This is a genomic window from Ferrovibrio sp., assembly GCF_964218355.1.
Lineage (GTDB): Bacteria > Pseudomonadota > Alphaproteobacteria > Ferrovibrionales > Ferrovibrionaceae > Ferrovibrio.
In genome coordinates this window covers 93,513-115,138 of sequence record NZ_CAXPMC010000013.1, presented here as the reverse complement: position 1 = coordinate 115,138, position 21,626 = coordinate 93,513, and the positions used below count along the sequence as shown (strand labels likewise).

Genomic DNA, 21,626 nt, shown 5'->3' with positions numbered 1-21,626 from the left:
CGCTGGTGGCCGGCCTGCTGGCCGCCGGCCCGACATTCGCGAAGGTGTCCGCGGACGAGGCGGCCAAGCTCGGCAAGTCGCTGACGCCGGTCGGTGCAACCGCCGCGGCCAGTGCCGATGGCAGCATTCCCGCCTGGGAGGGCGGCCTGACCAAGGCGCCGCCCTGCTTCGAAGGCGAAGGTGCCCGCTACTGCGACCCCTTCCCCGACGACAAGCCGCTGCTCACGATCACGTCGAAGAACCTGGGGGAGCACAAGGCCAGGCTGACGCCGGGGCAGGTCGCGCTGTTCGAGAAGTACCCGGACAGCTACTCGATGAAGGTCTACAAGACGCGCCGCACCTTCGCCAATCCGCAGTTCATCTACGACGCCACCGCAAAGAACGCGACGAGTGCGACGCTGGGCGGCAACGGCGAAGCGCTGCAGGGGGCGATCACCGGCATTCCGTTCCCGATCCCGCAGAACGGCCACGAGGTGATCTGGAACCACAAGGTCCGCTATCGCGACAGTGGCGTGCGTCGCTGGAACAACCAGTTCGCCGTGACCACGGCCGGCGACTACAACCTGGTGAAGATCCAGGAGGACGCGTTCTTCGTCTACAACCAGCCGGACGTCGATCCGGCGTCGCTCAACAACAAGATCCTGTACTTCCTGCAGCTCACCACCGAGCCGGCCCGCCTCGCCGGCACGATCCTGCTGGTCCACGAGACCATGGACCAGGTCAAGGAGCCGCGCGGTGCCTGGCAGTACAACCCCGGGCAGCGGCGCCTGCGCCGCGCGCCCAACATCGCCTATGACAACCCGGGAACGGCATCGGACGGTCTGCGCACCAACGACCAGCTCGACATGTTCAACGGCGCGATGGACCGCTATCAGTGGAAACTGGTCGGCAAGAAGGAGATCTACGTTCCGGGCAACAGCTACGCGATCCACAGCGACAAGCTGAAATACCGCGACGTGATGCGTAAGGGTCATATCAACCAGGACTACGCGCGCTACGAGCTGCGCCGCGTCTGGGTCGTCGACTCCTTCGTCAAGCCCGGCGTCAATCATCTCTACAAGCGGCGCACCTTCTACGTCGACGAGGATTCCTGGCAGATCGTCGCCGTCGATGTCTACGACCAGCGCGACCAGATGTGGCGCGTCCAGGAAGGCCACCACGTGATCGCCTACGACAAGCCTTACCAGTTGCCGGTGCTCGAGACGGTCTACGACCTGCAGAGCGCGCGCTACCTGGTGATGGCGGCGAACAACGAGGACGAAGAGACCACGACGCGCAAGTTCTCCGTCGAGGACTTCAGCCCGACCAGCGTCTCGAAGCTCGCAACGAAGTAGGCCCCTTCGACCGATGCCGCCGACCTCGCGGGTCGGCGGCATTTTCTTTGCCGCTACACTGCCGGCTCGCGTCCACTCCGCCCGATCCAGATGGCTGTCGCCCCCGTCACCACTGTCCTGCTGATCGCCAACATCGCCGTCTTCGGGCTGCAGATGATGGCGGCCGACGGCCTGATCCGGCACTTCGCACTGTGGCCGCTGGGTGCCGGCTTCGAGTTCTGGCAGGTCGTCAGCAGCGCCTTTCTGCACGGCAGCCTGTTCCACCTGTCCGTGAACATGCTCGGCGTGTGGATGTTCGGTCGCGAGGTCGAACGGGCGATCGGCTCGGTCCGGTTCGTGCAGCTCTACACGGCGAGCGTGTTCGCCGCCGCGCTCGCGCAGCTGATCACCCAGGGCTTCAGCGACCCGGTGCCGACGGTCGGTGCCTCCGGCGGCCTGTTCGGGCTGCTCGGTGCGTACGCGCTGCTGTTCCCGCGACGCCGCGTGATGCTGCTGTTCCCGCCGATTCCGTTGCCGGCGCCGGTGTTCGTCACGCTGTACGCCGCCTTCGAGCTGTACGCGGGCGTTACCGGCACGATGTCCGGGGTCGCCCACTTTGCCCACCTGGGCGGACTCGCCGGCGGCCTGCTGCTGCTGCGCTCGTGGCGGCGGCGCGCCCGACGCTAGGAGCCTGGGCGGTAGGCACCGCGCAGGCGAGGCAAAGCCATTTCGAGGCAGATTTCGCGTCGATTCGAGGCCAGTAGCAGGGGACTATCGGCCGCGAGGCAGTGTGGAAGATGGCCGAAATGGCGACGCCGCAGCCGCGCGCGTTTCTGCCGCCCAGGCGCCTAGTCAGGCGCAACGCCCAGCACCACCAGCCGCCGGTCGTCGTTGCCGAGCCGCCAGCGGATGCGCTGACCGGCGCGCAGGCCGATCAGCGCGGTGCCGATCGGCGTCAGCACCGAGATGCGCATCGCCGAGACGTCGGCCTGTTGCGGCCAGACCAGGTGGACGGTGCGGATCGCGCCGCTGGCGTCGTCCTGGTAGGTGACCCGCGAGCCGACGCGCACGGCGTCGTCCGGCAGCGCATCGGGTGCGACGAGTTGCGCCCGGTCGAGTTCCTGCAGCAGCCCGGCGGTGACCTCCGGCAGGTGCTCGCAGCGGTGCGCCAGCGCCTGGAGGTGGTCATAGGTGTCGAAGTCGATCAGCAGCGCCGGCGTGTCACACGACGGACCGGTCTTGCGGTCCGCGGTGGCGGCCGGGAACAGGGTATTCATCACACGCACTCCATGAGTCGTCTGCGGCGTGTCGCCGCAAACTTGGGAGAAGAGGAAGGAAGGGTGGTGCGTGCCCCGGGGACGGATGAAACGCCGAACGGCGCCGGCCCCGGGGTTCAGGAGCCTGCGACGAAATGTCCTGCGCGCTGCTGGCAGCGGCGCTGTGCGTGATTCACCGGCATGACGACACGATCATCGGCAAGCGGGATGTCGAAGTCAACGCCGCGCCGTCCGCCTCATTGTTCGCGCTGTTCCGGACGCTGCTTCCTGCGCGAGAACGGATAGGCGCCGCGCGGCTGGCCGCCGTCCTTCGGCGGTACGTAGACCGACAGCAGCATCGTCACTGCCAGCACTAGAACCGTGGCAGCGAGCGACCACGCGACCGGAATCTTGTAGACGTCGATCAGCAGCATCTTCGTGCCGATCAGCACGAGCACGATCGCCAGGCCGTACGGCAGCAGATGGAAACGCTCGTGCACGCTGGCCAGCAGGAAATACATCGCGCGCAGGCCCAGGATTGCGAACACGTTGGACGTGAGCACGATGAACGGATCGACCGTGATCGCGAAGATCGCCGGGATGGAATCCACCGCGAAGATCACGTCGACGATGCCGATCAGCAGGACGACGACCAGCAACGGGGTGGCGATGCGTGCGCCGTCGATCTGCGTGAAGAACTTCTCGCCGTCGTAGTCCGGCGCGATACGCATGCGCCGCTTGATCCACTGCAAGGCCGGGTTGTCTTCGAGATCCGGCTCCTGGCCCGCCGCCCACCACATCTTCACGCCGGTGAACACCAGGAACGCGCCGAAGACGTAGAGGATCCAGTGGAACTTCGCGATCATCCAGGCGCCGATCAGGATCAGGATCGCGCGCAGCAGCAGTGCGCCGAGAATGCCGATCATCAGTACGCGCTTCTGGAACTCCGCCGGCACCGCGAAGTAGGTGAACAGCATCAGGAAGACGAAGATGTTGTCGACCGCGAGCGCCTTTTCGACCAGATAGCCGGTGATGAACTCCAGTGCCTTGTCGTTGGCCAGCGCGCGCGCGCCGGCGTCGTCACCGGTGCCGCCGAGTTCCCACCACAGGAAGGCAACGAACACGAAACTCACCGCCACCCAGATCACCGTCCAGATCGCGGCCTCGCGCATCGAGACCTTGTGCGCGCCCTGACGGTTGAGGGCGAAGAAGTCGACCGCAAGGGCGACGGCGACGAACAGGGCAAACAGCGACCAGAGCAGCGGGGTTCCGATGGAGACCATGGGCAGGACCTGAAAAGTGAACGGGCACGGGACATCCAACCAGCCTGTTCGGTCTTGCCATCCGCGCGAGGCGCGGGCCGTGACGCCGGGGTACTCCCGTACCCGTGCTGACGACGTCGCGGGAGCGGGTGAGGCCCCGGCTACTCCCCGTGAGAGCTGCGTGCTATTGAAGCGGCAAGCCGTGTTTTGCGCAAGCCGGTTGCGCATGCCACGACCGCGTCGGCGCCGCTCCGGGGCTGCCGGGGCCTCTGCTGCAGGCTCAGCCCGCCGTTCCCTGGGGACAGGGCGGCGGCGGGGCGTCCGCCATCGCCCGGGGCAGGTCCTCGTAGGCGACGTCGCGGAGGTGGGTCGCGATGGACCAGCGATGGCCGAAGGGGTCTTCGAGCACCCCGTAACGGTCGCCCCAGAACATGTCGGCCACCGGCATGATGACGCGGGCACCGGCGGCGACGGCGCGTTCGAAGCAGGCATCCGCGTCGTTCACATAGAGGTGGACCGTGACCGGCGACCCCTTCAGGGACTGCGGACTCAGCGAGCCATGCTCCACGAACTCGTCGGCCAGCATCACCGAGGACCCGTTGATGCGGATGCAGCCATGCATCAGGCGCCCGTCCGGCCCGACGAAGCGGCCCTCCTCGGTCGCGTCGAATGCCTTGATATAGAACGCCATCGCATCCGCACCACCGCGGCACACCAGGTGCGGTGTCACCGTGTGCATGCCGTCCGGAATGGATTTGGCCTTGCCCATGTCGATCTCCGTTGTCGCCGTATTGGCTGACGACTGGTCGACTGGCAGGCGCCGCAATCGACAACGCCCGCGTCGTGCGGGCGTTGCGATCAGGCTGGTGCCGAAGGTGGGACTCGAACCCACACGCTTTTAAGGGCGGCGGATTTTGAGTCCGCTGCGTCTACCGATTCCGCCACTTCGGCGCGGCCGCGCATTATATCGGCCGGCCGCGTGCCCGTGATGGCGATCTTCAGAGGCGGAAGTCGATCCGCAGGCCGGCGTGATAACCGTAGATGCGGGCGGAGGGCTGTGCGCGGTAGGCGGTGGCGCCGCCGCCGACGCGCAGTTCGAGCGATTCGCTGGTGAACAGCGGGATCTCGAAGTTCACGCCGAAGCTGGCGCCGCCGACGGATTCGGAGACACCGGGGCGCTCGAGGTCGACATGGGCGTAGCCGATGGCGGCGCCCACTTCGATGAGATCGAGCAGCACGCCTGTCGGGATGAAGTACACCGCGTAGAACTGGTCGGTGCTGAACTCGTCGGCCTTGAGCTCACCGACGCTGGTGTCGCCGGTGCCGATCTGTGCCTCGAGGCCGATCTTCTCGAACAGGCGCACGCCGGCGCGGACGCGGTACATGCTCGAGTCGAAACGGTCGCCGCCGAAGTCGTCGATCAGGCTCTGCTTCGAGAACGAGGCGGTGGTCCAGACGTAGTCGGCACCGGCATACAGCTCCCAGGGCGTGTCTTCCTCGGGCTCCGGTTCGTAGCCGCCGCTGTCCGCGCTGTCGAAGCCGCCGCCGAAGCTGTTGGCATCCGAGGTGTCCCCGCCGAAGCTGTTGGCGTTGCTGGTGTCGGAGCTGAAGCTGTTCGCGTCGGAGGTATCCGAGGTGAAGCTGTTGGCGTCGCTGGTGTCGGAAGTGAAGCTGTTCGCGTCCGAGGTGTCCGACGTGAAGCTGTTGGCATCGTAGGTATCCGACGCGAAGCTGTTCGCATCCGGCGTATCGCTGCCCGATTCGGCATCACTGATGTCGGCGAAGCTGTTGCCCGCCTGGGCGTCGCCGCCGTCCTGCGCGAACACCGGGCCGCAAAGCAGCAGGCCGGCGGCCAGATACGAAATCTTGTTCATGCGCATCCCCCAGAAAGCCGTTTGAATGATTTTGATCTTGGCGCCGAATGTTCTCCGATTTGCGTCGGCAAATCCACTGAACCGCTATAGTGCCCGCGCTCCCTGCAATTCACGGCTCATGCACGCTCAAACGCGCTTCTGCAACGTCTGCGGACACTCGGTCGACTTTCTCGTGCCGGCCGGCGATCACCTGCCGCGGCACGTCTGCCCGAGCTGCGGCCAGGTGCAGTACCGCAATCCGAAGGTCATCGTCGGCGTGATTCCGGAATGGCGCGACGGCCGCGTGCTGATGTGCCGGCGCAACATCGAGCCGCGCCTGGGCCTGTGGACGTTTCCGGCCGGTTTCATGGAGATGGGCGAGACCAGCGCGGCGGGCGCCGCGCGCGAGGCGCGCGAGGAATCGCTCGCCGAGGTCGAGGTCGGATCGCTGCTGATGGTGATGAACGTCCCCTACGTGAGCCAAGTGTACATGGTGCATTGCGGGCGACTGCTCTCGGAGGAGTTCGGTCCGACGCCGGAGAGTTCCGAGGTCGTCCTGATGCGGGAGGACGAGATTCCCTGGGACGACATAGCCTTCCCGACGATCTGGCACAGCCTCCGGCACTTCTTCGACGATCGCCGCAACGGCAGCTTCAGCACGCACCTGCTGGACCTGACGTTCAAGCCGCGGCCGCCGCAGCGGCCCGAGGTGCCCGGCGACGATCCGACGGCCTGAGTGCCGGGATGCGCCGTCGGCAGGCGGTGATCGGTTAATATCGCCGGCTCAACGCTGCCAGCTTTCCAGCCAGCCAGGACCATTTGCGAGTTGCGCCCATGACCTTCGTCGTTACCGAAAACTGCATCAAGTGCAAGTACACCGACTGTGTGGAAGTCTGCCCGGTCGACTGTTTTCACGAAGGTCCGAATTTCCTGGTGATCGATCCCGAGGAGTGCATCGACTGCACCCTGTGCGAGCCCGAATGCCCGGCGGAAGCCATCTTCGCCGAGGATGATCTGCCGGAGGATCAGGCGCACTTCAAGGAGATCAACGCGCAACTCACCAAGGAGTGGCCGGTGATCACCGAGCGCAAGGAGCCGGCGGCCGACGCCAAGGAATGGGACGGCAAGCCGGACAAGCTGGCGCTGCTCGAGCGCTGAGCGGGGCTCAGCGGTTCAGCGGCCAGTACACGAGCCGCTCGTCGAACACGAAGATCACGCCGTCGCCGAGGATCTCGGCGATGCGCAGACCGTTGTCGAGCACCGCACCTTCGGCATGACGCCGGTTGTCGACCATGATCCAGCGGCGTGCCGGGTCGGCGTCGAAGACGTGCACCTGGATCAGCGGCGACGGAAACCTCGACTGGAAGCCTTCGGGCATTTCCGCCAGTCGCGGCGGCAGCGTGCGCGCGACATCGGCGGCAGGCGTCGCCGTGGTTTGCGGCTTCTGGCCGACCGCGTTCCCGCCGGGCCTGTCCGGTGTCGGCTGGGGGGCATCGGCCGTTGCGATCGAGGTACGTCCGGGCGCCGGCGCTGCCGGGGGGCTGCCCTGGAACACCGGTGACACGTCGTCGAGGCTCTCGTAGCCCGCCAGGGCGGCAGCGTCCGACAGTCGCGGCGCCGCGGGCGCGGCTGCGGCGGGTGTCGGAACCGGTGCCATCGTCGGCGTGACCTCGACCGTTGCCGGTTCGACCGGTGCCGGCGTGGGCGCAGACGGGCGCAGCAACATCAGCGCGGCACCGATTCCGGCGAGAAACAGCGTGGCGCCGGCCAGAGCCATCGTCGTCGGACGCGGCCCGCGTTGCGGGGGGCGCGCATCCGCAGCCGGCTGTTCGGCCACCGTGGCGTGGCGTTCGCGTTCGGCGCGCCGCAGTGCTTCGAGGATATAGCTCACGGTGTTCCCCCGCGGCGGTCGTCCTGCTCGGCGCCGGATGGCGGGCGAGGGAACACCCCATTTCCGGTGTCCGGCGTGCGACGCTGATGTGCCGGCGTGCTCATGGTGCTCTCATCGCCAGCGTCGGCGTATCGGGCAGCGCATCACCGAGCTCGATCAGCGTGCGCACGCCGGCGATGCCGTCCACCGCGAGCCCACGGTCGGCCTGGAACCGGCGCACGGCCTGCACCAGCGACGCGTCGAGCATCTGCGGGGGCTCGCCGTCGGCATAGCCGAGCTCGACGAGCCGGTCGTGCAGCCAGGCGACATCGGCGCTGCCGGCCTCGGCGTCGATGCGGATCGCGTGGCTTTCGCGCCGCCACAGCAACAGGAACTCTCCCGTCCACAGCGGGCGCAACTCGGCGACGGCGATCTGCATCGGGCCGAGCGCGGTATGCAGCACGGCGTTGCGCGTATCCAGCGATTCGAGCAGCACGTACTGCGGACTGCCGTCGATGTCGAGGCCCAGCACCGCCGGGCGGTCCATCGCGAACAGGTCCTCCCAGTCGCCGCTGCTGCGGTAGCACTCCAGGCCCTGCGTCTGCAGGCTGGTGCACAGTTCGGCAGTGGCTGCCACCGGCGTCTCCGCACCCCACAGGCCGATCAGCCGGGCGAGCGCGGCCGAGAGCGGCTGCGCGGTGCGCGCCAGATCCTCCGCCGGTGACAGCGGCAGTGCGGCCGGCACGAAGGCGCCCGCGGTCGGCGATGCCGCGGGATGCGGGCTTGCACTCGGGGCCGGTGTCGGCGGGGTGTCCGCGGCGCGGACCGCTTGCGCCGGCGCCGGCGGCCTCGAGCCGGAGGGCCAGAAGGTGTAGGCGAACAGGGCGGCGCAGGCGATCAGGGCGACCAGCCAGCCGGTCTCGATGGCGCGCCAGCGGCGCGGCTCATCCGGCTCGAACAGCGCGGGCTGTTCGCCCATGACCTCGCGCGCCGCACGACGTACCGTCGCGGCATCGACCCGCAGGGCCTGCTGCGAGTACGCGCCGAGCAGTGCGCGGTCGCAGATCACGTTGATCAGGCGGGGAATGCCCTGGGCGTAGCGGTGCACGAGGCTGCAGGCGGCGGGTTCGAAGATCGGCGAGCGTGCGCCGGCGATGCGCAGGCGGTGACCGATGTATTCGGCGGTTTCGCGCTCGGATAGCGGTTGCAGGTGGTAGCGGGCGGTGATGCGGCTGGCGAGCTGTCGCAGCTCCGGCCGTCCCAGCAGGGTCGACAGCTCCGGCTGGCCGACGAGCATGATGCGCAGCAGCTTGGCCTTCGCGGTTTCGAGATTGGTCAGTAGCCGCACCTGTTCGAGCACGCCGGGCTGCAGGTTCTGCGCCTCGTCGATGATCAGCACGGTGCGGCGTCCGGCCGCATGCACTTTCAGCAGGTGCGCATTGAGCGCATCGACGAGGACCTTGATCGACGTGGTGTCGCGCGGCACCTCGACGCCCAGTTCGTCGCAGATCGAGTGCACGAATTCCTGCTCGCTCTGCCGCGGGTTGTGGATCATGGCCACGTCGACGTCCGGCAGCTTCTGGTCGAGCAGCGAACGCACGATCGTGGTCTTGCCGGTGCCGACCTCGCCGGTGATCTGCACGAAACCGCCGTACTGGCCGGTGCCATACAGCAGATGTCCGAGCGCCTCCTGGTGGCGCGGGGACATGTACAGGTAGGCGGGGTCCGGGGTGATCGAGAACGGCATCTCCCGGAGCTGGAAGAACTCGGTATACACGGCAAGGGCGGGGCGGGTGCCGCGCGAGTATAGCGTCCGCCTTCAGGCCGGCCTGAGCATGTCCACGTGCGGGATACCGTCTTCCAGGTAGGGGGCGGAGACGGTTTCGAAGCCCAGCGTGCGGTAGAAGTCTTCGAGATGCTGCTGGCCCGACAGGAACACGTGCTGTCCCGGGTACCAGCGTTTGCAGCCCTCGAGGCCGGCGCGCATCAGGGCGCGGCCGAGTCCGGTGCCGCGCAGGGAAGGCGCGACGACCAGTCGCCCCAGCGCGGGGGCTGCATGCTTGACGCCCGGGGGCACCAGCCGCAGGCCGGCCTGGACGGCGCCGTTGCCGTCGCGGCCCACCAGGTGTCGGCACTGCGGGTCGAGGCCGTCCATGTCCGGATAGGCGCAGTTCTGCTCGACGACGAAGATGTCGGAACGCAGCTTGAGCAGGGCGTAGAGCGTGTCCGGGTCGAAGCCGGGCCAGTCGATCCACTGCCAGCGCAGGCCGGTCGGCGGTGTCTGCACGTCTCCGGACATCAGTTGCGCTGGAAATCGTAGAGACTGCCGAGCTTGAGCAGGCGCGTCAGCCGGTCCAGGGCGGTGCGACTCTCCTCGAGCAGCTGTGGGTCGGCCAGGTCGTCAGGCGTGAGCCGGTCGCGATAGTGCTTGTCCACCCAGCTCAGCAGGTCGGCGTGGCGCTTGGGCGTGATCCAGATGCCCGGCGCCACAGCGGCGCGTTCGGTCTCGGTGAGTACGACGCGCAGACGCAGGCAGGCCGGCCCGCCGCCGTTGTGCATCGACTGACGCAGGTCGAACACCGAGATGCCGTCGATCGGGTTGGCCGGGTCGGCGAGGATGCGTTGCAGTGCAGCCCAGACCGGCGCCGACTCCTCGCATTCGCGCGCCACGATCAGGCGCATGCCGCCCCCCGGCGGACAGACCAGCTGCGAATTGAACAGGTAGGACGCGATCGCCTCGTCGAGGCCGACTTCGGACGTCGAGATCTCGACCAGGGCCGGGCGCCGCGCGCCCTGGAAACGCGTGCAGATCCAGCGGCGCAGGGCCTGGGTATCGACGAAGGCCTGTTCATGATGGAGCAGCACCTCGCGATTGCCGACGGCGATGACGTCGTTGTGGAACACGCCGCGGTCGATCGCGTCCGGGTGCTGCTGGGCGAAGAACGTCGCGGTCTTGCGGAGTTCGTGCAGGCGCGCGACCGACATCGATGCCAGCCGGGTCTGCCGCGCCGGATAGCGGACCGGCCGCGCCTCGTCGTCGCCGCCGCGACCGTAGACGAACAGTTCCAGGCCGGCGTCGCCGTAGTCGCTGCACAGGCGCGTATGGTTGGCGGCGCCCTCGTCGCCGAGGGTCGGCGTGGCCGGCAGCGGGACGTGGTGGGCAAAGTGGCTCGGGTCCGGGAACACGGCCTTGAGGATGCGCGCGGTCGTGTCGGCCTCGATCGCGCGATGCAGGTTCGTGCACAGGTTGGCCGGCGTGAAGTGCACCCGCTCGTCGGCGCAGTCGGCACTGGGCGAGACGGTCGCGGCGTTCGCGGTCCACATCGCCGAGGCCGACGACACCGCCGACAGCAGCTCCGGCGCCGTGCGCGCGACGCGCGCGAGAACCCGCGCATCCGTGCCGCTGTAGCCGAGCCGCCGCAGCGTCGGCAGGTGCGGACGCTCCTGCGGCGGCAGCACGCCCTGCGGCAGGCCCTGTGCCGCCAGCGCCTGCATCTTCATCAGCCCCTGGCGGGCGGCTTCGCGCGGGTTGGCGGCGCGGTGCGCATTGCGCTCGGAGGCGACGTTGCCGAAGGACAACCCGGCGTAGTGATGCGTCGGCCCGACGAGGCCATCGAAGTTGGCTTCGAGGGTGAGGGCGGACGGAATCACGGTCACGGCAGCAGTCCCGGCGGCAGTTGTGCCGGTTGCAGCGGCTGCGGCGCCTCGCTGCTGGCGACCGGATACGCGCAGTAGTCCGCGGCGTAGTACGCGCTCGGCCGGTGGTTGCCGCTGACGCCGACACCACCGAAGGGGAAGGCGCCCGAGGCGCCGGTCGTCGGCCGGTTCCAGTTGACGATGCCGGCGCGGATGCGCAGGCGGAAGCGCTCGTACTCGTCGGCATCCTCGCCGATGAAGCCGGCCGACAGGCCGTAGCGCGTGCGGTTGGCGCCGGCAATGGCCTCGTCGAGCGTGTCGTAGCGGATCAGCTGCAGCAGGGGGCCGAAGTGCTCCTCGTCCGGCACTTCGGCGAGCGTGCTCACGTCGATGATGCCCGGGGCGAGGAAGGCCGGACCGAGGTCGAGCCGTCGCAGCGGCAGCACGCTGTGGGCGCCGTCCGCGAGCAACCGCTCCTGCGCCGCCAGCAACTGGTCGGCGGCGCGGGCGCTGATCACCGGTCCCATGAACGGTGGCGGCTCCGCGTTCCAGCGCTCGATGTGCAGACCGCGCGTCACCGCCACGAGACGTTCGACGAAGGCGTCGCCCCAGCCGCCGCGCGGCACGAACAGCCGGCGCGCACAGGTACAGCGCTGACCGCTGGTGATGAAGGCCGACTGCACCGTGTCGAGTACCGCGGCGTCGGTGTCTGCCACGGCGCGGACGATCAGGGGGTTGTTGCCACCGAGTTCCAGGGCGAGGATGCGACCGCTGTCCGCCGCGAACTGGCGGTGGAGCAGGGCGCCGGTGCGCTGGCTGCCGGTGAAGTACAGGCCGTCGAGCTGCACATGGGCGGCGATGGCCTCGCCCGTGGCGCGCTCGCCCTGCAGCAACTGCAGCACGCCGGGGGGGATGCCGGCACGCTCCCACAGTCGCACGGTCATTTCCGCCGTGGCCGGCGTCAGTTCGCTGGGCTTGAACAGCACGCAGTTGCCGGCGAGCAGCGCCGGCACGATGTGGCCGTTGGGCAGGTGACCGGGAAAGTTGTACGGCCCGAAGACCGCGACGACGCCGTGCGGCCGGTGGCGCAGGACGTGGCGGCCGAAATCGGTGGCCTGTTCGTGCTCGCCCGTGCGTTCACGATTGGCGCGGATCGACAGCTCGATCTTGCCCACCATGGCGGCGACCTCGGTGCGGGCCTCCCACAACGGTTTGCCGGTCTCCTCGGCGAGGCAGCGCGCCAGCGGCTCCGACTGGTCCTTGAGCATGACGGCGAACGCGCGCGCCAGCGTCGCGCGCTCGTCGAAGCGGCGATCGGCCCAGGCCGGGAACGCCGCGCGCGCGGCCGCGAACGCGGTGTCGACATCGGCGATGTCGGCCGCATGGCCCTGCCAGACGCGGCGCCCATCGTGCGGGGCAAGGCTCTCGAACGCCGGACCGGCGCCGCCGCGCCAGCGTCCGTCGAGATACAGCTCCCCGGTCGTCTTGAAATCCGTCTGCGTCATAGCGCCACCACGCGTGCGTTGTCGCCTTCGGCGAGGCCCAGGGTCGTCGCCAATTCCGGTGTCAGGCTCACACTGTCCTGCTGCGGCGTGAGCGGGGCAAGCACGCAGCGAAAGCCGCCCAGCGACTGGTTGGAGACCAGATGCGGCAGGCCGCGTCCGGCTGGCTCGCCGACGCGCACGCGCAGCAGCCGCGAACGCCGGATCGAGCGTACCTGGGCTGTCGGCGCCTCCACCGTCGGTCCCCCGTCGAAGATGTCGATGTAACGCTGGTAGCGGAAGCCCTCCTGCTCCAGCAGCTTGAGCGCCGGCGCGGTCTGTTCGTGCACGCGTCCCATGACCTGCTGCGCCTCAGGCGGCAGCAGGGTGGTGTAGATCGGGTGCGTCGGCATCAGTTCGGCGATGCACGCCTTGTTGCCCTGGCCGACGATGTGTTCGGCGCGCTCGTACTCGATGCTGAAGAAGTGACGGCCCAGCCCCTCCCAGAACGGCGAGCGGCCGGTCTCGTCGGAGACGCCGCGCATTTCCGCGATGATCTTGTCGGCGAAGCGCGGGCGCTGCCCCGCGATGAACAGGAAGCGCGACTTCGACAGCAGATGCCCGATGCCGCTCTCGCGGAATGCCGGGGCCAGATACAGCGAGCACAGCACGCTCGTGCCGGTGAGGTCGTTCGACAAATAGAGCGTCGGCACGCGCGTGTACACGTCCAGCGTGCGGCTGGCGTGGACGGTGAGGCCGACGTGGTAGTTGTAGAACGGCTCGTCGAGGCCGCAGGCCGCCTCGACGGCGCAACAGCCGCCGATCTCTCCGGTCTGCGATTCGGCAAGCACGAACATGTAGCGCTGGTGTCCGGGTTCGCGCACGTCCTCGGCGAAGGACGCGAGCGAGCGTTCGACCTTGGCGCGCAGGGTGTCGCGGTCGGGCGGCAGCGAGGTGAATCCGGCGCCCGCGGTGCGCGCCATCTGCAGCAGGGCGTCGAGGTCGTCGGCTTCGATCGGGCGGATGTAGCGCATGTCAGATGTCCCCCGGCGCGGCGCGCCGTCCGGTGCGGTCGAGGCGGGCCGTCATGTCAGTGCCACTCCAGTTCGCCGCTGGCGCAGCGCAGCAGCAGCAGCGCGGAGATCTTCGCGCGCTCGGTCAGCGACGAGACGCGCATGCGCTCGGCGTCCGAGTGGATATCGCGGCCGACGACGCCGAGGTTGTCGACGTTCGGCAGGCCGTGTGCGGCGAGATTGTTGCCGTCGCAGCAGCCGCCGGTGGGCTTGAACGCGAGTGGCGTGCCGAGGGCGCGCCCGCAGTCGCCGAGCCAGTCGATCAGCGTCTGCGCGCGGGCGCCGACGATTTTCGGCGGCCGGGTGAAGCCGCCGCGCAGCTCGAAGCGGATGCCGTCACGCTGCGCGCCGATCAGGATGCGGTCGAGTTGTTCCTGCACCCAGCACTGATCGTCCGGAATCGCGGTGCGCACGTTCAGCTTGAAGACCGCGAGGTCCGGCACGACGTTCAGCGGGCCGCCGCCGTGGGCATAGCCGACGTTGAGCGTCACACCGTCGCGGCTGCCGTTGAGGCTGTCGATCGCGCGGATCGCGTCGGCCGCGGCGCGCAGCGCATTGCGGCCTTCCTCCGGGTTGCGGCCGGCATGCGCGGCGCGACCGTGGACGACGACATCGAAGTTGCCGCTGCCCTTGCGGCCCGACGCCAGTCCGCCATCGGGAAACGAGGGCTCGTAGATCAGGCCGAAACGGTTGCGGCCGGCCGCGGCGCGCAGCAGGGGATCGGAGCCGGCGGAGCCGATCTCCTCGTCCGGGTTGAGCAGGACTTCCCAGCCGATGCGTTCGCGCCACGGGCTGCGCTCGAGCGCCGCGAGCGCGGCCCACATCACCAGCAACCCGCCCTTGAGGTCGGCGACGCCGGGGCCGTGCAGGCCGTCGTCGCCGTCCGGACGTGTCTTCTGGAACGGATGATCCGGCCCGAAGACGGTGTCGAGGTGGCCGCCGAGAAACACCTGCAGCGGCGCATCGGGCCGCTGGCGCAGGCGCAGCGCCGGTCCGACGGGGTGTTCGCGCGGGCGTCCGTCGTCCGCGGTCGACACGAAGGCCGGCAGTTCGATCCACTCGTGCGTGCAGCCGAGCGGCGCGAAGCGTTCGCGCAGGCGCTCGCCGACCGCGCGCACGCCGGCGGCGTTGAAGCTGCCGGAGTTCTGGTCGGACAGTTGCACCAGGGCGTCGCGCATTTCCGGCAACTGCGCGTCGATCCACTGCAGGAAGGGGGCGAACTCCTCTCGCATCGGCCGGACCCGTTCTGTTCTAATCGGGGGAATCTACATCGTGTCCTGCACGCGGATATTACGCATGAGGGGAATCCTGGGGGTGCGCCGGGAAGCGGCGGATGCCCACGGCCTCTTCTTCCGGACGCGTGCCCGCAGGCAGCCGTGCGGGCGGGACGACTCGACAAGGTTCATCGTGATGATTCGATCGGTCTGTGCCAGTCTGTTGCTCGCCCTGCTGACATGCCTGCCGGTGTGGGCGTCGGACCAGACGCTGTGGGAGCAGTCGACGCTCAACCAGATCCTCAAGCGCGGCGAGTTGCGCGTGGGGCTCGAAGCCGGCTACATGCCGTTCGAGATGCTCGACCGCAAGGGCAACATCATCGGCTTCGACGTCGATCTGGCCCGGCTGATGGCCAAGTCGATGGGTGTGAAACTGACGCTAGTGAACACGCAGTGGGACGGCATCATCCCGGCGCTGCTGACTGACAAGTTCGATGTGCTGATGGGAGGCATGACGATCACGCCGGAGCGCAACCTGCAGGTCAACTTCACGGACCCCTACATCTACATCGGCCAGTCGGTCCTGATGAACCCCAAGCATCGGGAGACGATCAGCAGCTACAGCCAGCTCGACGACGAGCGCTACACGATCGCCACCAAGCTCGGGACGACGGGCGACATCGCCGCGCGGCGCTTCATGCCCAAGGCGCGGATCAGGAGCTTCGAAAGCGAGGCCGACGCGACCATCGAGGTGCGCAGCGGTCGCGCCGACGCCTTCGTCTACGACCTGCCCTACAACGTCATCTACGCCGCGCGGTTCGCGGATTCGGTGGTGCACCTGCGCGAGCCGTTCACCCGCGAGGCGCTCGGCTGGGCGGTGCGCAAGGGCGACCCCGACTTTCTCAACTGGCTGAACAACTTCCTGCGGCAGATCCGCGACGAGGGCATCTACGATGCGCTCTATCGCAAGTGGTTCGAGAACACGGCCTGGTTGAAGAATGTCGCCGGCTGACCCGGGGCGGGCCGTGCGACCCTGGGGCTGGTACGTCCTGTACGCGGCAGTGATGGTCGCGCTCGGCTACGGGGTCTACGCCGCGGCGCAGCGCGTCGACTACAACTGGCACTGGGAGCGCATTCCCCAGTACGTCGTGAGTTTCGACGGCGAGGAGGTGGTGGCGCCGTTCGACGGCTTCGTGAAGCTTGCCGACGACGGGCGCAGTCTCGAGGTCGAGTCCCTGCGCACGGCCGAGCGGGTGCGGATCGACGCGTTGGACCGCGTGCTCAGCGGCGACGGCGACCTGGTGTTCGAGGGCGATGCGATCGCGATGCGCTCCGGCATCGCCGCCGGACCGCTGGTCTGGGGACTGTGGCTCACGCTCAAGCTGTCGGCGCTGTCGCTGCTGTTCGCGCTCGCCATCGGCGTCGTCGCCGGGCTTGGCCGGGTCGCGCACAATCCGGCGGCACGCGCGCTCTCGGCGACCTACGTCGAGCTGATCCGCGGCACGCCGCTGCTCGTGCAGATCTTCATCTTCTACTTCTTCGTCGGCACGGTGATGAACCTGTCGGCGTTCACGGCGGGCGTGGCCGCGCTGTCGGTGTTCACCGGAGCCTATGTCGCCGAGATCGTGCGCGCCGGCATCGAGGCCGTGCCGCGTGGCCAGATGGAGGCCGCGCGCAGCCTCGGCCTGTCCTACCCGCAGGCGATGCGACACGTCGTGCTGCCGCAGGCGTTCAAGAAGTCGCTGCCGTCGCTGGCGGGGCAGTTCATCAACCTGATCAAGGACTCTTCGCTGGTGTCGGTGATGGCATTGACGGATCTGACCAAGGCCGGCCGCGAGGTCGTCAGCTCGACCTTCAGCCCCTTCGAGGTCTGGTTCACGGTCGCGGCGATGTACCTGCTGCTCACCGGCGCGCTGTCGATTTGGGTACGACGGCTCGAACGCAGGCTCGCCCATGACTGAGGTCCTGATCGAGGCGCGCGGTGTCTGCAAGACCTACGGCAACGGCGTTGCCGCACTGGACGAGGTGTCGCTGACGGTTGCGCGCGGGGAGGTGGTCTGCATCGTCGGCCCGAGCGGCTCGGGCAAGTCGACGCTGCTGCGCACGCTCAACGCGATGGAGCCGATCAGCGCTGGCGAGATCCGGGTGCTGGGCGAGGCGGTGCACGACCGGCGCACGAACCTGAACCGCCTGCGGACCCGCGTCGGCATGGTGTTCCAGGCCTTCAACCTGTTTCCGCATCGCACGGTGCTGCAGAACCTGATGCTGGCACCCCGCATCGTCGGCGGTGTCGCCGAGGCGCAGGCGCGCGAGCAGGCCCTGCGGCTGCTCGACAAGGTCGGTCTGGGCGACAAGCACGACCAGTATCCGGGGCAGCTCTCCGGCGGCCAGCAGCAGCGCGTCGCCATCGCCCGCTCGCTGTGCATGAACCCGAAGATCATGCTGTTCGACGAGCCGACCTCGGCGCTCGATCCCGAGATGGTGAAGGAAGTGCTCGACGTGATGATCGAGCTGGCGGAAGAGGGCGGCATGACCATGCTCTGCGTCACCCACGAAATGGGGTTCGCGCGCAAGGTGGCCAACCGGGTGATCTTCATGGACCGCGGCGAGATCGTCGAGCAGAACCGGCCCGACGAGTTCTTCGCCAATCCGCAGAACGAGCGCACCAAGCTGTTCCTCAGCCAGATCCTGCACTGACCGTTTCTGTGCTAACGGCCGTCGCCGCAAAAAGCCGGCGGCGCGCCGGCGGCGGCATGCTATACTCCCGGCATAACAACCAGGGAGGAGAGTCATGCGGTTTCGCGTCATCCTTCTGTTATGCCTGCTGTTTGCCCTGCCTGCCGCGGCCCAGCTGCCTGCGGTCGATCCCGGCGGGCAGTACCGCCTGATCGGCCCGGCCGACCGCAGCGACAGTGCCTGTATCGGCAGCCCCAGCACCCCGCTCTGCGCCGTCGAAACCCTGCTGGCCTGTTTCGCCAACCGCGACGAGAGCCTGTGCTGGGCGGTCTGGCGGCCGCCGCAGGCCGGCGGCGTGCTGTTTGCCGGCCCGGCGCGGCCGGCCTACTGGTGGAGCTATCGCATTGCCGGCGCCGTGCAGACCACGCCGGACGAGGCGGTGATCGCCATTGCCGGTCGCCATTGCGGTCTTCAGCTCGATGCGCCCGACTGCAGCACGACGCCGGCGCCGCCGACCAGTTACCGGGTGCGCCGCGCGGTTGGCGGTGGCTGGCAGGTGGTTGACTGGGCTTCCACGCCGGGCAGCGGCACGGTCAGTTTACGTTAGGGTGCGGCCTCCGCTCGCGGGCCGGGCTAGAACCCCAGCAGCCGCAGCAGGATGGTGCCGGCCACGCCGGCCGCCAGCGCCAGGATCGGCTTGCGCATGGTCAGCATCACCAGCACCACGATGCCGAGCCCGATCCACAGCGGGCCGTCGCCGTTGAACACCGCCGCGGTGACGATGGCGATCAGCACGCCGCCGGCCATGTGGCGCAGGAAGCGTTCCAGCCGCGGCGAGATGGCAACATGGCCCATCAGCCAGAAGCCGCCGGCGCGGGTGAGATAGGTCGCCACCGCCATGCCGAGGATGGCGGCCAGCGCGATGGGGTCGACGGCGAAGAGATCAGTCGTCACGGCGCAGCAACCCCACAAGGCCGGCGCAGAGCGCGCCGATCAGCACATACCAGTTGCCCGGCAGCCACAGCAGGGCGGCCAGCGTGCCGGCCACCGCGCCCAGCCAGGGCAGCACGTCGCCGCGGCCGCGGAACAGGCTGATCACCGAGGTGGTGAAGACACCGGCGATCACCAGGTCGAGCGCCCAGCGTTTCGGGTCCATGCCGGTGGCGCCGATCAGGGCGCCGATGGCGGTGCCGCCGACCCAGACCGGCCATTGCATGACGATGGTGCCGCACAGGATGCCGATATCGCGGCGGCCGCGCATCGCCTCCTGCAGGGCGATGGCCCAGCCGCCATCGGTCATGCCGCCGGCCATGGCCAGCGTCAGCCGCTGCGGCAGGCCGGCCAGGAAGGGCTGCAGGGCGGCGCCCATCACCACGTGGCGGGCATTCACCAGCAGGGTGGTCAGCACGATGGCCAGCACCGGCAGCGGGCCGGCCCACAGGCTGAGCACGGCGAACTGGGCGCTGCCGGCAAAGACCAGCGCACTCATCAGCACGGCCTCGCCCGGCGAGACGCCGGCGCCCACCGCGGCGGCGCCGAAGGCAAGGCCGAAGGGCAGGGCGCTGACGCTGTAGGGCAGGGTCAGCTTCATGCCATGCCACACCCCGCCCCGGGTGAAGCTGGCGGGCAGGCCGGGTTCGGGGCCGGCGGGGAGGACGGAGTCGGTCATGGCCGGGACGCTAGGACTTGGCGGCGGCCCCGTCAACCGGTATGGTGGTTAGAATGACAGGGTCACTGACAGGGCATCGGGCATGACCGGAGGACCGCTGCGCATCCTGCAGCTCGAACCGCTGGGCGGGCATCCGGCGCTGGACTTCATCAACACGCTGGACTGGCGCGGCCGGGCCGATGCGGCCGAGGAATGCCTGGTCTCCTATCAGGCCCTGCTCGTCTGGGCCAGTCGCGGCGGCCTGCTGGAGCCGCGCGAGGCAAAGGCGCTGGACGGCGCCGCGGCGGCCGAACCAGAAGCGGCGGCCGAGGCCCTGGCCGAGGCGGTGGCCCTGCGCGAGGCGCTGCACCGGCTGGTGGCGGCGGCAACCGCGGGCGGGCAGCCCGCCACCGCCGATCTGGAACGGCTGAATCACTGGCTGGCCGCCACTCCGGCAACGGCGCGGCTGGTGGCGCGGCCGGGCGGCGGCTATGCCTGGGCCGAGCCGCGGGCCGGGCTCGGCCTGTCGGCGCCGATCATCCGCATCGCCCATCAGGCCGCCGAACTGCTGGCCTCCGACCGGCTGGGGCGGGTGCGCTGCTGTGCCGGTCCGGGCTGCGGCTGGCTGTTCGTGGATGCCAGCCCCAACCGCGGCCGCCGCTGGTGCTCGATGGAGGGCTGCGGCAACCGGGCCAAGGCGAAACGGCATTACCGGCGGGCGACCGGCCGGGCCTGACTATCGTTCTCGATGTGTTTCACGTGAAACACCCCCAGGCAAGCCATTGAAATTGCTCACACGGCCAGAAAGAAAGTTGCGCGAAGCGGAGTCCGGGCCAGTTTTGCGCCGGACTCACAGCCGCGGGTCGAAGGGCGCCTCGCGGGTCTCGTAGGGCCGGAAGCCGCATTTCTGGTATAGCGGCAGGGCGGCCGGATGGTCGAGATTGCAGGTATTCACCGTCAGCCGCTGGGTGCCGTAGGAAAAGGCCTGGCGGATGCCGGCGCGCAGCAGCCAGGGGCCGATGCCGCGGCCGAAGAAATCCGGCACCAGGCCGAAATAGGCGATGTTGACCGGCCTGGCCGGCGCCATCTCCTCGTCGCGGCGGTCCAGTTCGATATAGCCGGCCGGCACGCCGCCGATATAGGGCACCCAGATCTCGACCTTCGGGTCGGTGATGATCTGGCCCAGCGCCAGATCGCTCAGCCGGTTGCGGTCGACCCAGTGCCAGGCCTTGCCCACGGTCTCGTAGAGATAGCGGTAGAAGCCGACCGTCGGCCGGTCGAGTTTCAGCAGCGACAGCTTCGGCACCAGCGGCGGCGGGTTCGGTGCATCGGCGGCCGGCGCGCGGGTCATTTCGAGATAGACGACGGTGACGTTGAAGCGCCCGTCGGGCAGCAGCTGCGGCGGCGCCATGCGGAAGATTGCCGCCTCGACGCGGCCGGGCATGCTGTCGCGGGCCTCCGCCACGGGAAACGGCCCCCGCCCTCAGCGCTCGACCGGCAGGTCGGTGCGGCCACCCCATTCGGTCCACGAGCCGTCATAGACCGAGACCTGGCGATGCCCGAGCAGGTGCAGGCCGAGCGTCAGGCTGCAGGCCGAAACGCCGGAGCCGCAGGTGGTGATCACCGGCCGGTCGAAGGCAATGCCGGCTTCGGTGAACAGCGCATGCAGCGCATCGGCCGGGCGGAACAGGCCGGTGGCGGGATCGGTCATCTGGGCGGCAGGCACGCAGGTCGAGCCCGGGATGTGGCCGCCGCGCAGGCCGGCGCGCGGCTCCGGCTCGGTACCCTCGAAGCGGCCGCGGCTGCGCGCATCCACCACCTGCTCGCGGTGGCTGCCCAGATTGATCCGCACCTGGTCGGCATCGCGCACCAGCAGGCCGTTGCGCCGGGCGGTGTAATGCCGCTCGCGCGGCAGCGGCGGCAGATCCTCGACCGGCCGGCCCTCGGCCATCCATTTCTTCAGGCCGCCATTCAGCACCGCGACATCCTCGTGGCCGAAGACGCGGAACATCCACCAGGCGCGCGGGGCGGACAGGTGGTTGTCGCTGCCGTCATAGACGACGACACGGTTGCCGTCGCCGATGCCCATGCGGCGCACCCGGCTGGCGAATTTCTCCGCGCTGGGCAGCATGTGGGGCAGCGGGCTGTCGCTGTCGGAAATCTCGTCGATGTCGAAATAGACTGCGCCGGGTATGTGGCGCTGGTGATATTCCGCCCGGCCGTCGCGCTGCATCGCCGGCAGATACCAGGAGGCATCGACGATGCGCAGGTCCGGCGCATTCATGTGCTGCGCCAGCCATTCGGTCGAAACCAGTGCGTCGCTGTTGGTGTAATCCATGGCCGG

The 21,626-nt window shown here is 68.8% G+C and carries 24 protein-coding genes and 1 tRNA gene; 9 read left to right on the top strand and 16 right to left on the bottom strand.

Translation table 11 applies throughout. The features are described 5' to 3' along the window. Both ACEQZY_RS08495 and ACEQZY_RS08490 read left to right on the top strand, forming a co-directional pair. The coding region (locus ACEQZY_RS08495; protein WP_370153576.1) for a DUF1329 domain-containing protein at window positions 1-1,334 on the top strand (1,334 nt) is incomplete at its 5' end. A 90-nt stretch (window positions 1,335-1,424) separates the two neighbouring features. Then, window positions 1,425-2,000 carry a rhomboid family intramembrane serine protease gene (locus tag ACEQZY_RS08490; protein WP_281783189.1) on the top strand — a complete coding sequence of 192 codons (576 nt, stop codon included), beginning with the start codon at window positions 1,425-1,427 and terminating at the stop codon, window positions 1,998-2,000. A 161-nt stretch (window positions 2,001-2,161) separates the two neighbouring features. On the opposite strand, the gene rnk is transcribed toward ACEQZY_RS08490, so the two are convergent. The 5 genes from rnk to ACEQZY_RS08465 form a co-directional block, all read right to left on the bottom strand. Continuing rightward, window positions 2,162-2,590, bottom strand: a complete 429-nt coding sequence (rnk, locus tag ACEQZY_RS08485) for a nucleoside diphosphate kinase regulator (RefSeq protein ID WP_370153574.1) — start codon at window positions 2,588-2,590, stop codon at window positions 2,162-2,164. Window positions 2,591-2,826: 236 nt separating this feature from the next. Further along, complete coding sequence (locus ACEQZY_RS08480; protein WP_110265540.1) at window positions 2,827-3,852, bottom strand: TerC family protein; 1,026 nt, start codon at window positions 3,850-3,852, stop codon at window positions 2,827-2,829. A 259-nt stretch (window positions 3,853-4,111) separates the two neighbouring features. Further along, window positions 4,112-4,600 carry a VOC family protein gene (locus tag ACEQZY_RS08475; RefSeq protein WP_370153572.1) on the bottom strand — a complete coding sequence of 163 codons (489 nt, stop codon included), beginning with the start codon at window positions 4,598-4,600 and terminating at the stop codon, window positions 4,112-4,114. Between the two features lie 95 nt (window positions 4,601-4,695). Continuing rightward, a tRNA-Leu gene (locus tag ACEQZY_RS08470) sits at window positions 4,696-4,782 on the bottom strand. Window positions 4,783-4,829: 47 nt separating this feature from the next. Continuing rightward, entirely contained in the window at window positions 4,830-5,705 is an 876-nt protein-coding gene (locus tag ACEQZY_RS08465; protein ID WP_370153570.1) for a hypothetical protein, read from the bottom strand. Window positions 5,706-5,730: 25 nt separating this feature from the next. Between ACEQZY_RS08465 and ACEQZY_RS08460 the strand changes: the two genes are divergently transcribed. Together ACEQZY_RS08460 and fdxA are read left to right on the top strand one after the other, a co-directional pair. Further along, a complete protein-coding gene (locus ACEQZY_RS08460) occupies window positions 5,731-6,420 on the top strand; it encodes a zinc ribbon domain-containing protein (RefSeq protein ID WP_370153568.1) in 690 nt (229 codons plus the stop codon). A 98-nt stretch (window positions 6,421-6,518) separates the two neighbouring features. After that, on the top strand, window positions 6,519-6,842 hold the full coding sequence (gene fdxA / locus ACEQZY_RS08455) for a ferredoxin FdxA (protein WP_110265544.1): 324 nt from the start codon (window positions 6,519-6,521) through the stop codon (window positions 6,840-6,842). A 7-nt stretch (window positions 6,843-6,849) separates the two neighbouring features. Here the strand turns inward: fdxA and ACEQZY_RS08450 are convergent, their stop codons facing one another. The 7 genes from ACEQZY_RS08450 to ACEQZY_RS08420 all read right to left on the bottom strand — a co-directional run bounded on the left by ACEQZY_RS08450 (window position 6,850) and on the right by ACEQZY_RS08420 (window position 14,976). Beyond that, complete coding sequence (locus ACEQZY_RS08450) at window positions 6,850-7,575, bottom strand: general secretion pathway protein GspB (protein WP_370153566.1); 726 nt, start codon at window positions 7,573-7,575, stop codon at window positions 6,850-6,852. A gap of 100 nt (window positions 7,576-7,675) precedes the next feature. Further along, window positions 7,676-9,331 (bottom strand): ExeA family protein, encoded by a 1,656-nt coding sequence (locus tag ACEQZY_RS08445; RefSeq protein ID WP_370153564.1) that lies wholly within the window; start codon window positions 9,329-9,331, stop codon window positions 7,676-7,678. A 42-nt stretch (window positions 9,332-9,373) separates the two neighbouring features. Further along, a complete protein-coding gene (locus ACEQZY_RS08440; RefSeq protein ID WP_370153562.1) occupies window positions 9,374-9,853 on the bottom strand; it encodes a GNAT family N-acetyltransferase in 480 nt (159 codons plus the stop codon). Continuing rightward, window positions 9,853-11,211, bottom strand: a complete 1,359-nt coding sequence (gene astB / locus ACEQZY_RS08435) for an N-succinylarginine dihydrolase (protein ID WP_370153560.1) — start codon at window positions 11,209-11,211, stop codon at window positions 9,853-9,855. Before astB ends, ACEQZY_RS08440 begins: the two co-directional genes overlap by 1 nt. Continuing rightward, window positions 11,208-12,695, bottom strand: coding sequence for a succinylglutamate-semialdehyde dehydrogenase (gene astD, locus ACEQZY_RS08430; protein WP_370153558.1), 1,488 nt, complete (start codon window positions 12,693-12,695; stop codon window positions 11,208-11,210). The genes astB and astD overlap by 4 nt, the downstream gene beginning before the upstream one ends. Further along, entirely contained in the window at window positions 12,692-13,705 is a 1,014-nt protein-coding gene (gene astA / locus ACEQZY_RS08425; protein WP_370153556.1) for an arginine N-succinyltransferase, read from the bottom strand. Before astA ends, astD begins: the two co-directional genes overlap by 4 nt. 56 nt (window positions 13,706-13,761) lie before the next feature. Beyond that, window positions 13,762-14,976, bottom strand: coding sequence for a hydrolase (locus ACEQZY_RS08420; RefSeq protein WP_370153554.1), 1,215 nt, complete (start codon window positions 14,974-14,976; stop codon window positions 13,762-13,764). 64 nt (window positions 14,977-15,040) lie between these two features. Here ACEQZY_RS08420 and ACEQZY_RS08415 point away from each other — a divergent pair, with 64 nt between their 5' ends. The 4 genes from ACEQZY_RS08415 (at window position 15,041) to ACEQZY_RS08400 (ending at window position 18,241) form a co-directional block, all read left to right on the top strand. Next, window positions 15,041-15,970 carry a transporter substrate-binding domain-containing protein gene (locus ACEQZY_RS08415; protein ID WP_370153552.1) on the top strand — a complete coding sequence of 310 codons (930 nt, stop codon included), beginning with the start codon at window positions 15,041-15,043 and terminating at the stop codon, window positions 15,968-15,970. Between the two features lie 52 nt (window positions 15,971-16,022). Continuing rightward, the gene (locus tag ACEQZY_RS08410) at window positions 16,023-16,919 is read left to right on the top strand and encodes an amino acid ABC transporter permease (RefSeq protein WP_370153550.1); all 897 of its coding nucleotides are present in this window, start codon (window positions 16,023-16,025) and stop codon (window positions 16,917-16,919) included. Next, window positions 16,912-17,655: an amino acid ABC transporter ATP-binding protein gene (locus tag ACEQZY_RS08405; protein WP_370153548.1), complete on the top strand. Its 744-nt coding sequence runs from the start codon at window positions 16,912-16,914 to the stop codon at window positions 17,653-17,655. The genes ACEQZY_RS08410 and ACEQZY_RS08405 overlap by 8 nt, the downstream gene beginning before the upstream one ends. Before the next feature lie 94 nt (window positions 17,656-17,749). After that, window positions 17,750-18,241, top strand: coding sequence for a hypothetical protein (locus ACEQZY_RS08400; RefSeq protein ID WP_341704588.1), 492 nt, complete (start codon window positions 17,750-17,752; stop codon window positions 18,239-18,241). Window positions 18,242-18,267: 26 nt separating this feature from the next. Here ACEQZY_RS08400 and ACEQZY_RS08395 read toward each other — a convergent pair whose 3' ends face one another. Beyond that, window positions 18,268-18,588, bottom strand: a complete 321-nt coding sequence (locus ACEQZY_RS08395; RefSeq protein WP_370153546.1) for an AzlD family protein — start codon at window positions 18,586-18,588, stop codon at window positions 18,268-18,270. Continuing rightward, window positions 18,578-19,303, bottom strand: a complete 726-nt coding sequence (locus ACEQZY_RS08390) for an AzlC family ABC transporter permease (protein WP_341704590.1) — start codon at window positions 19,301-19,303, stop codon at window positions 18,578-18,580. Before ACEQZY_RS08390 ends, ACEQZY_RS08395 begins: the two co-directional genes overlap by 11 nt. A gap of 82 nt (window positions 19,304-19,385) precedes the next feature. Here ACEQZY_RS08390 and ACEQZY_RS08385 point away from each other — a divergent pair, with 82 nt between their 5' ends. Next, complete coding sequence (locus tag ACEQZY_RS08385; RefSeq protein ID WP_370153543.1) at window positions 19,386-20,018, top strand: ABATE domain-containing protein; 633 nt, start codon at window positions 19,386-19,388, stop codon at window positions 20,016-20,018. A 114-nt stretch (window positions 20,019-20,132) separates the two neighbouring features. Here the strand turns inward: ACEQZY_RS08385 and ACEQZY_RS08380 are convergent, their stop codons facing one another. Further along, window positions 20,133-20,747, bottom strand: coding sequence for a GNAT family N-acetyltransferase (locus tag ACEQZY_RS08380; protein ID WP_341705421.1), 615 nt, complete (start codon window positions 20,745-20,747; stop codon window positions 20,133-20,135). Between the two features lie 18 nt (window positions 20,748-20,765). Continuing rightward, window positions 20,766-21,620 (bottom strand): 3-mercaptopyruvate sulfurtransferase, encoded by an 855-nt coding sequence (gene sseA / locus ACEQZY_RS08375; protein ID WP_341705422.1) that lies wholly within the window; start codon window positions 21,618-21,620, stop codon window positions 20,766-20,768. Between the last annotated feature and the right edge of the window lie 6 nt (window positions 21,621-21,626).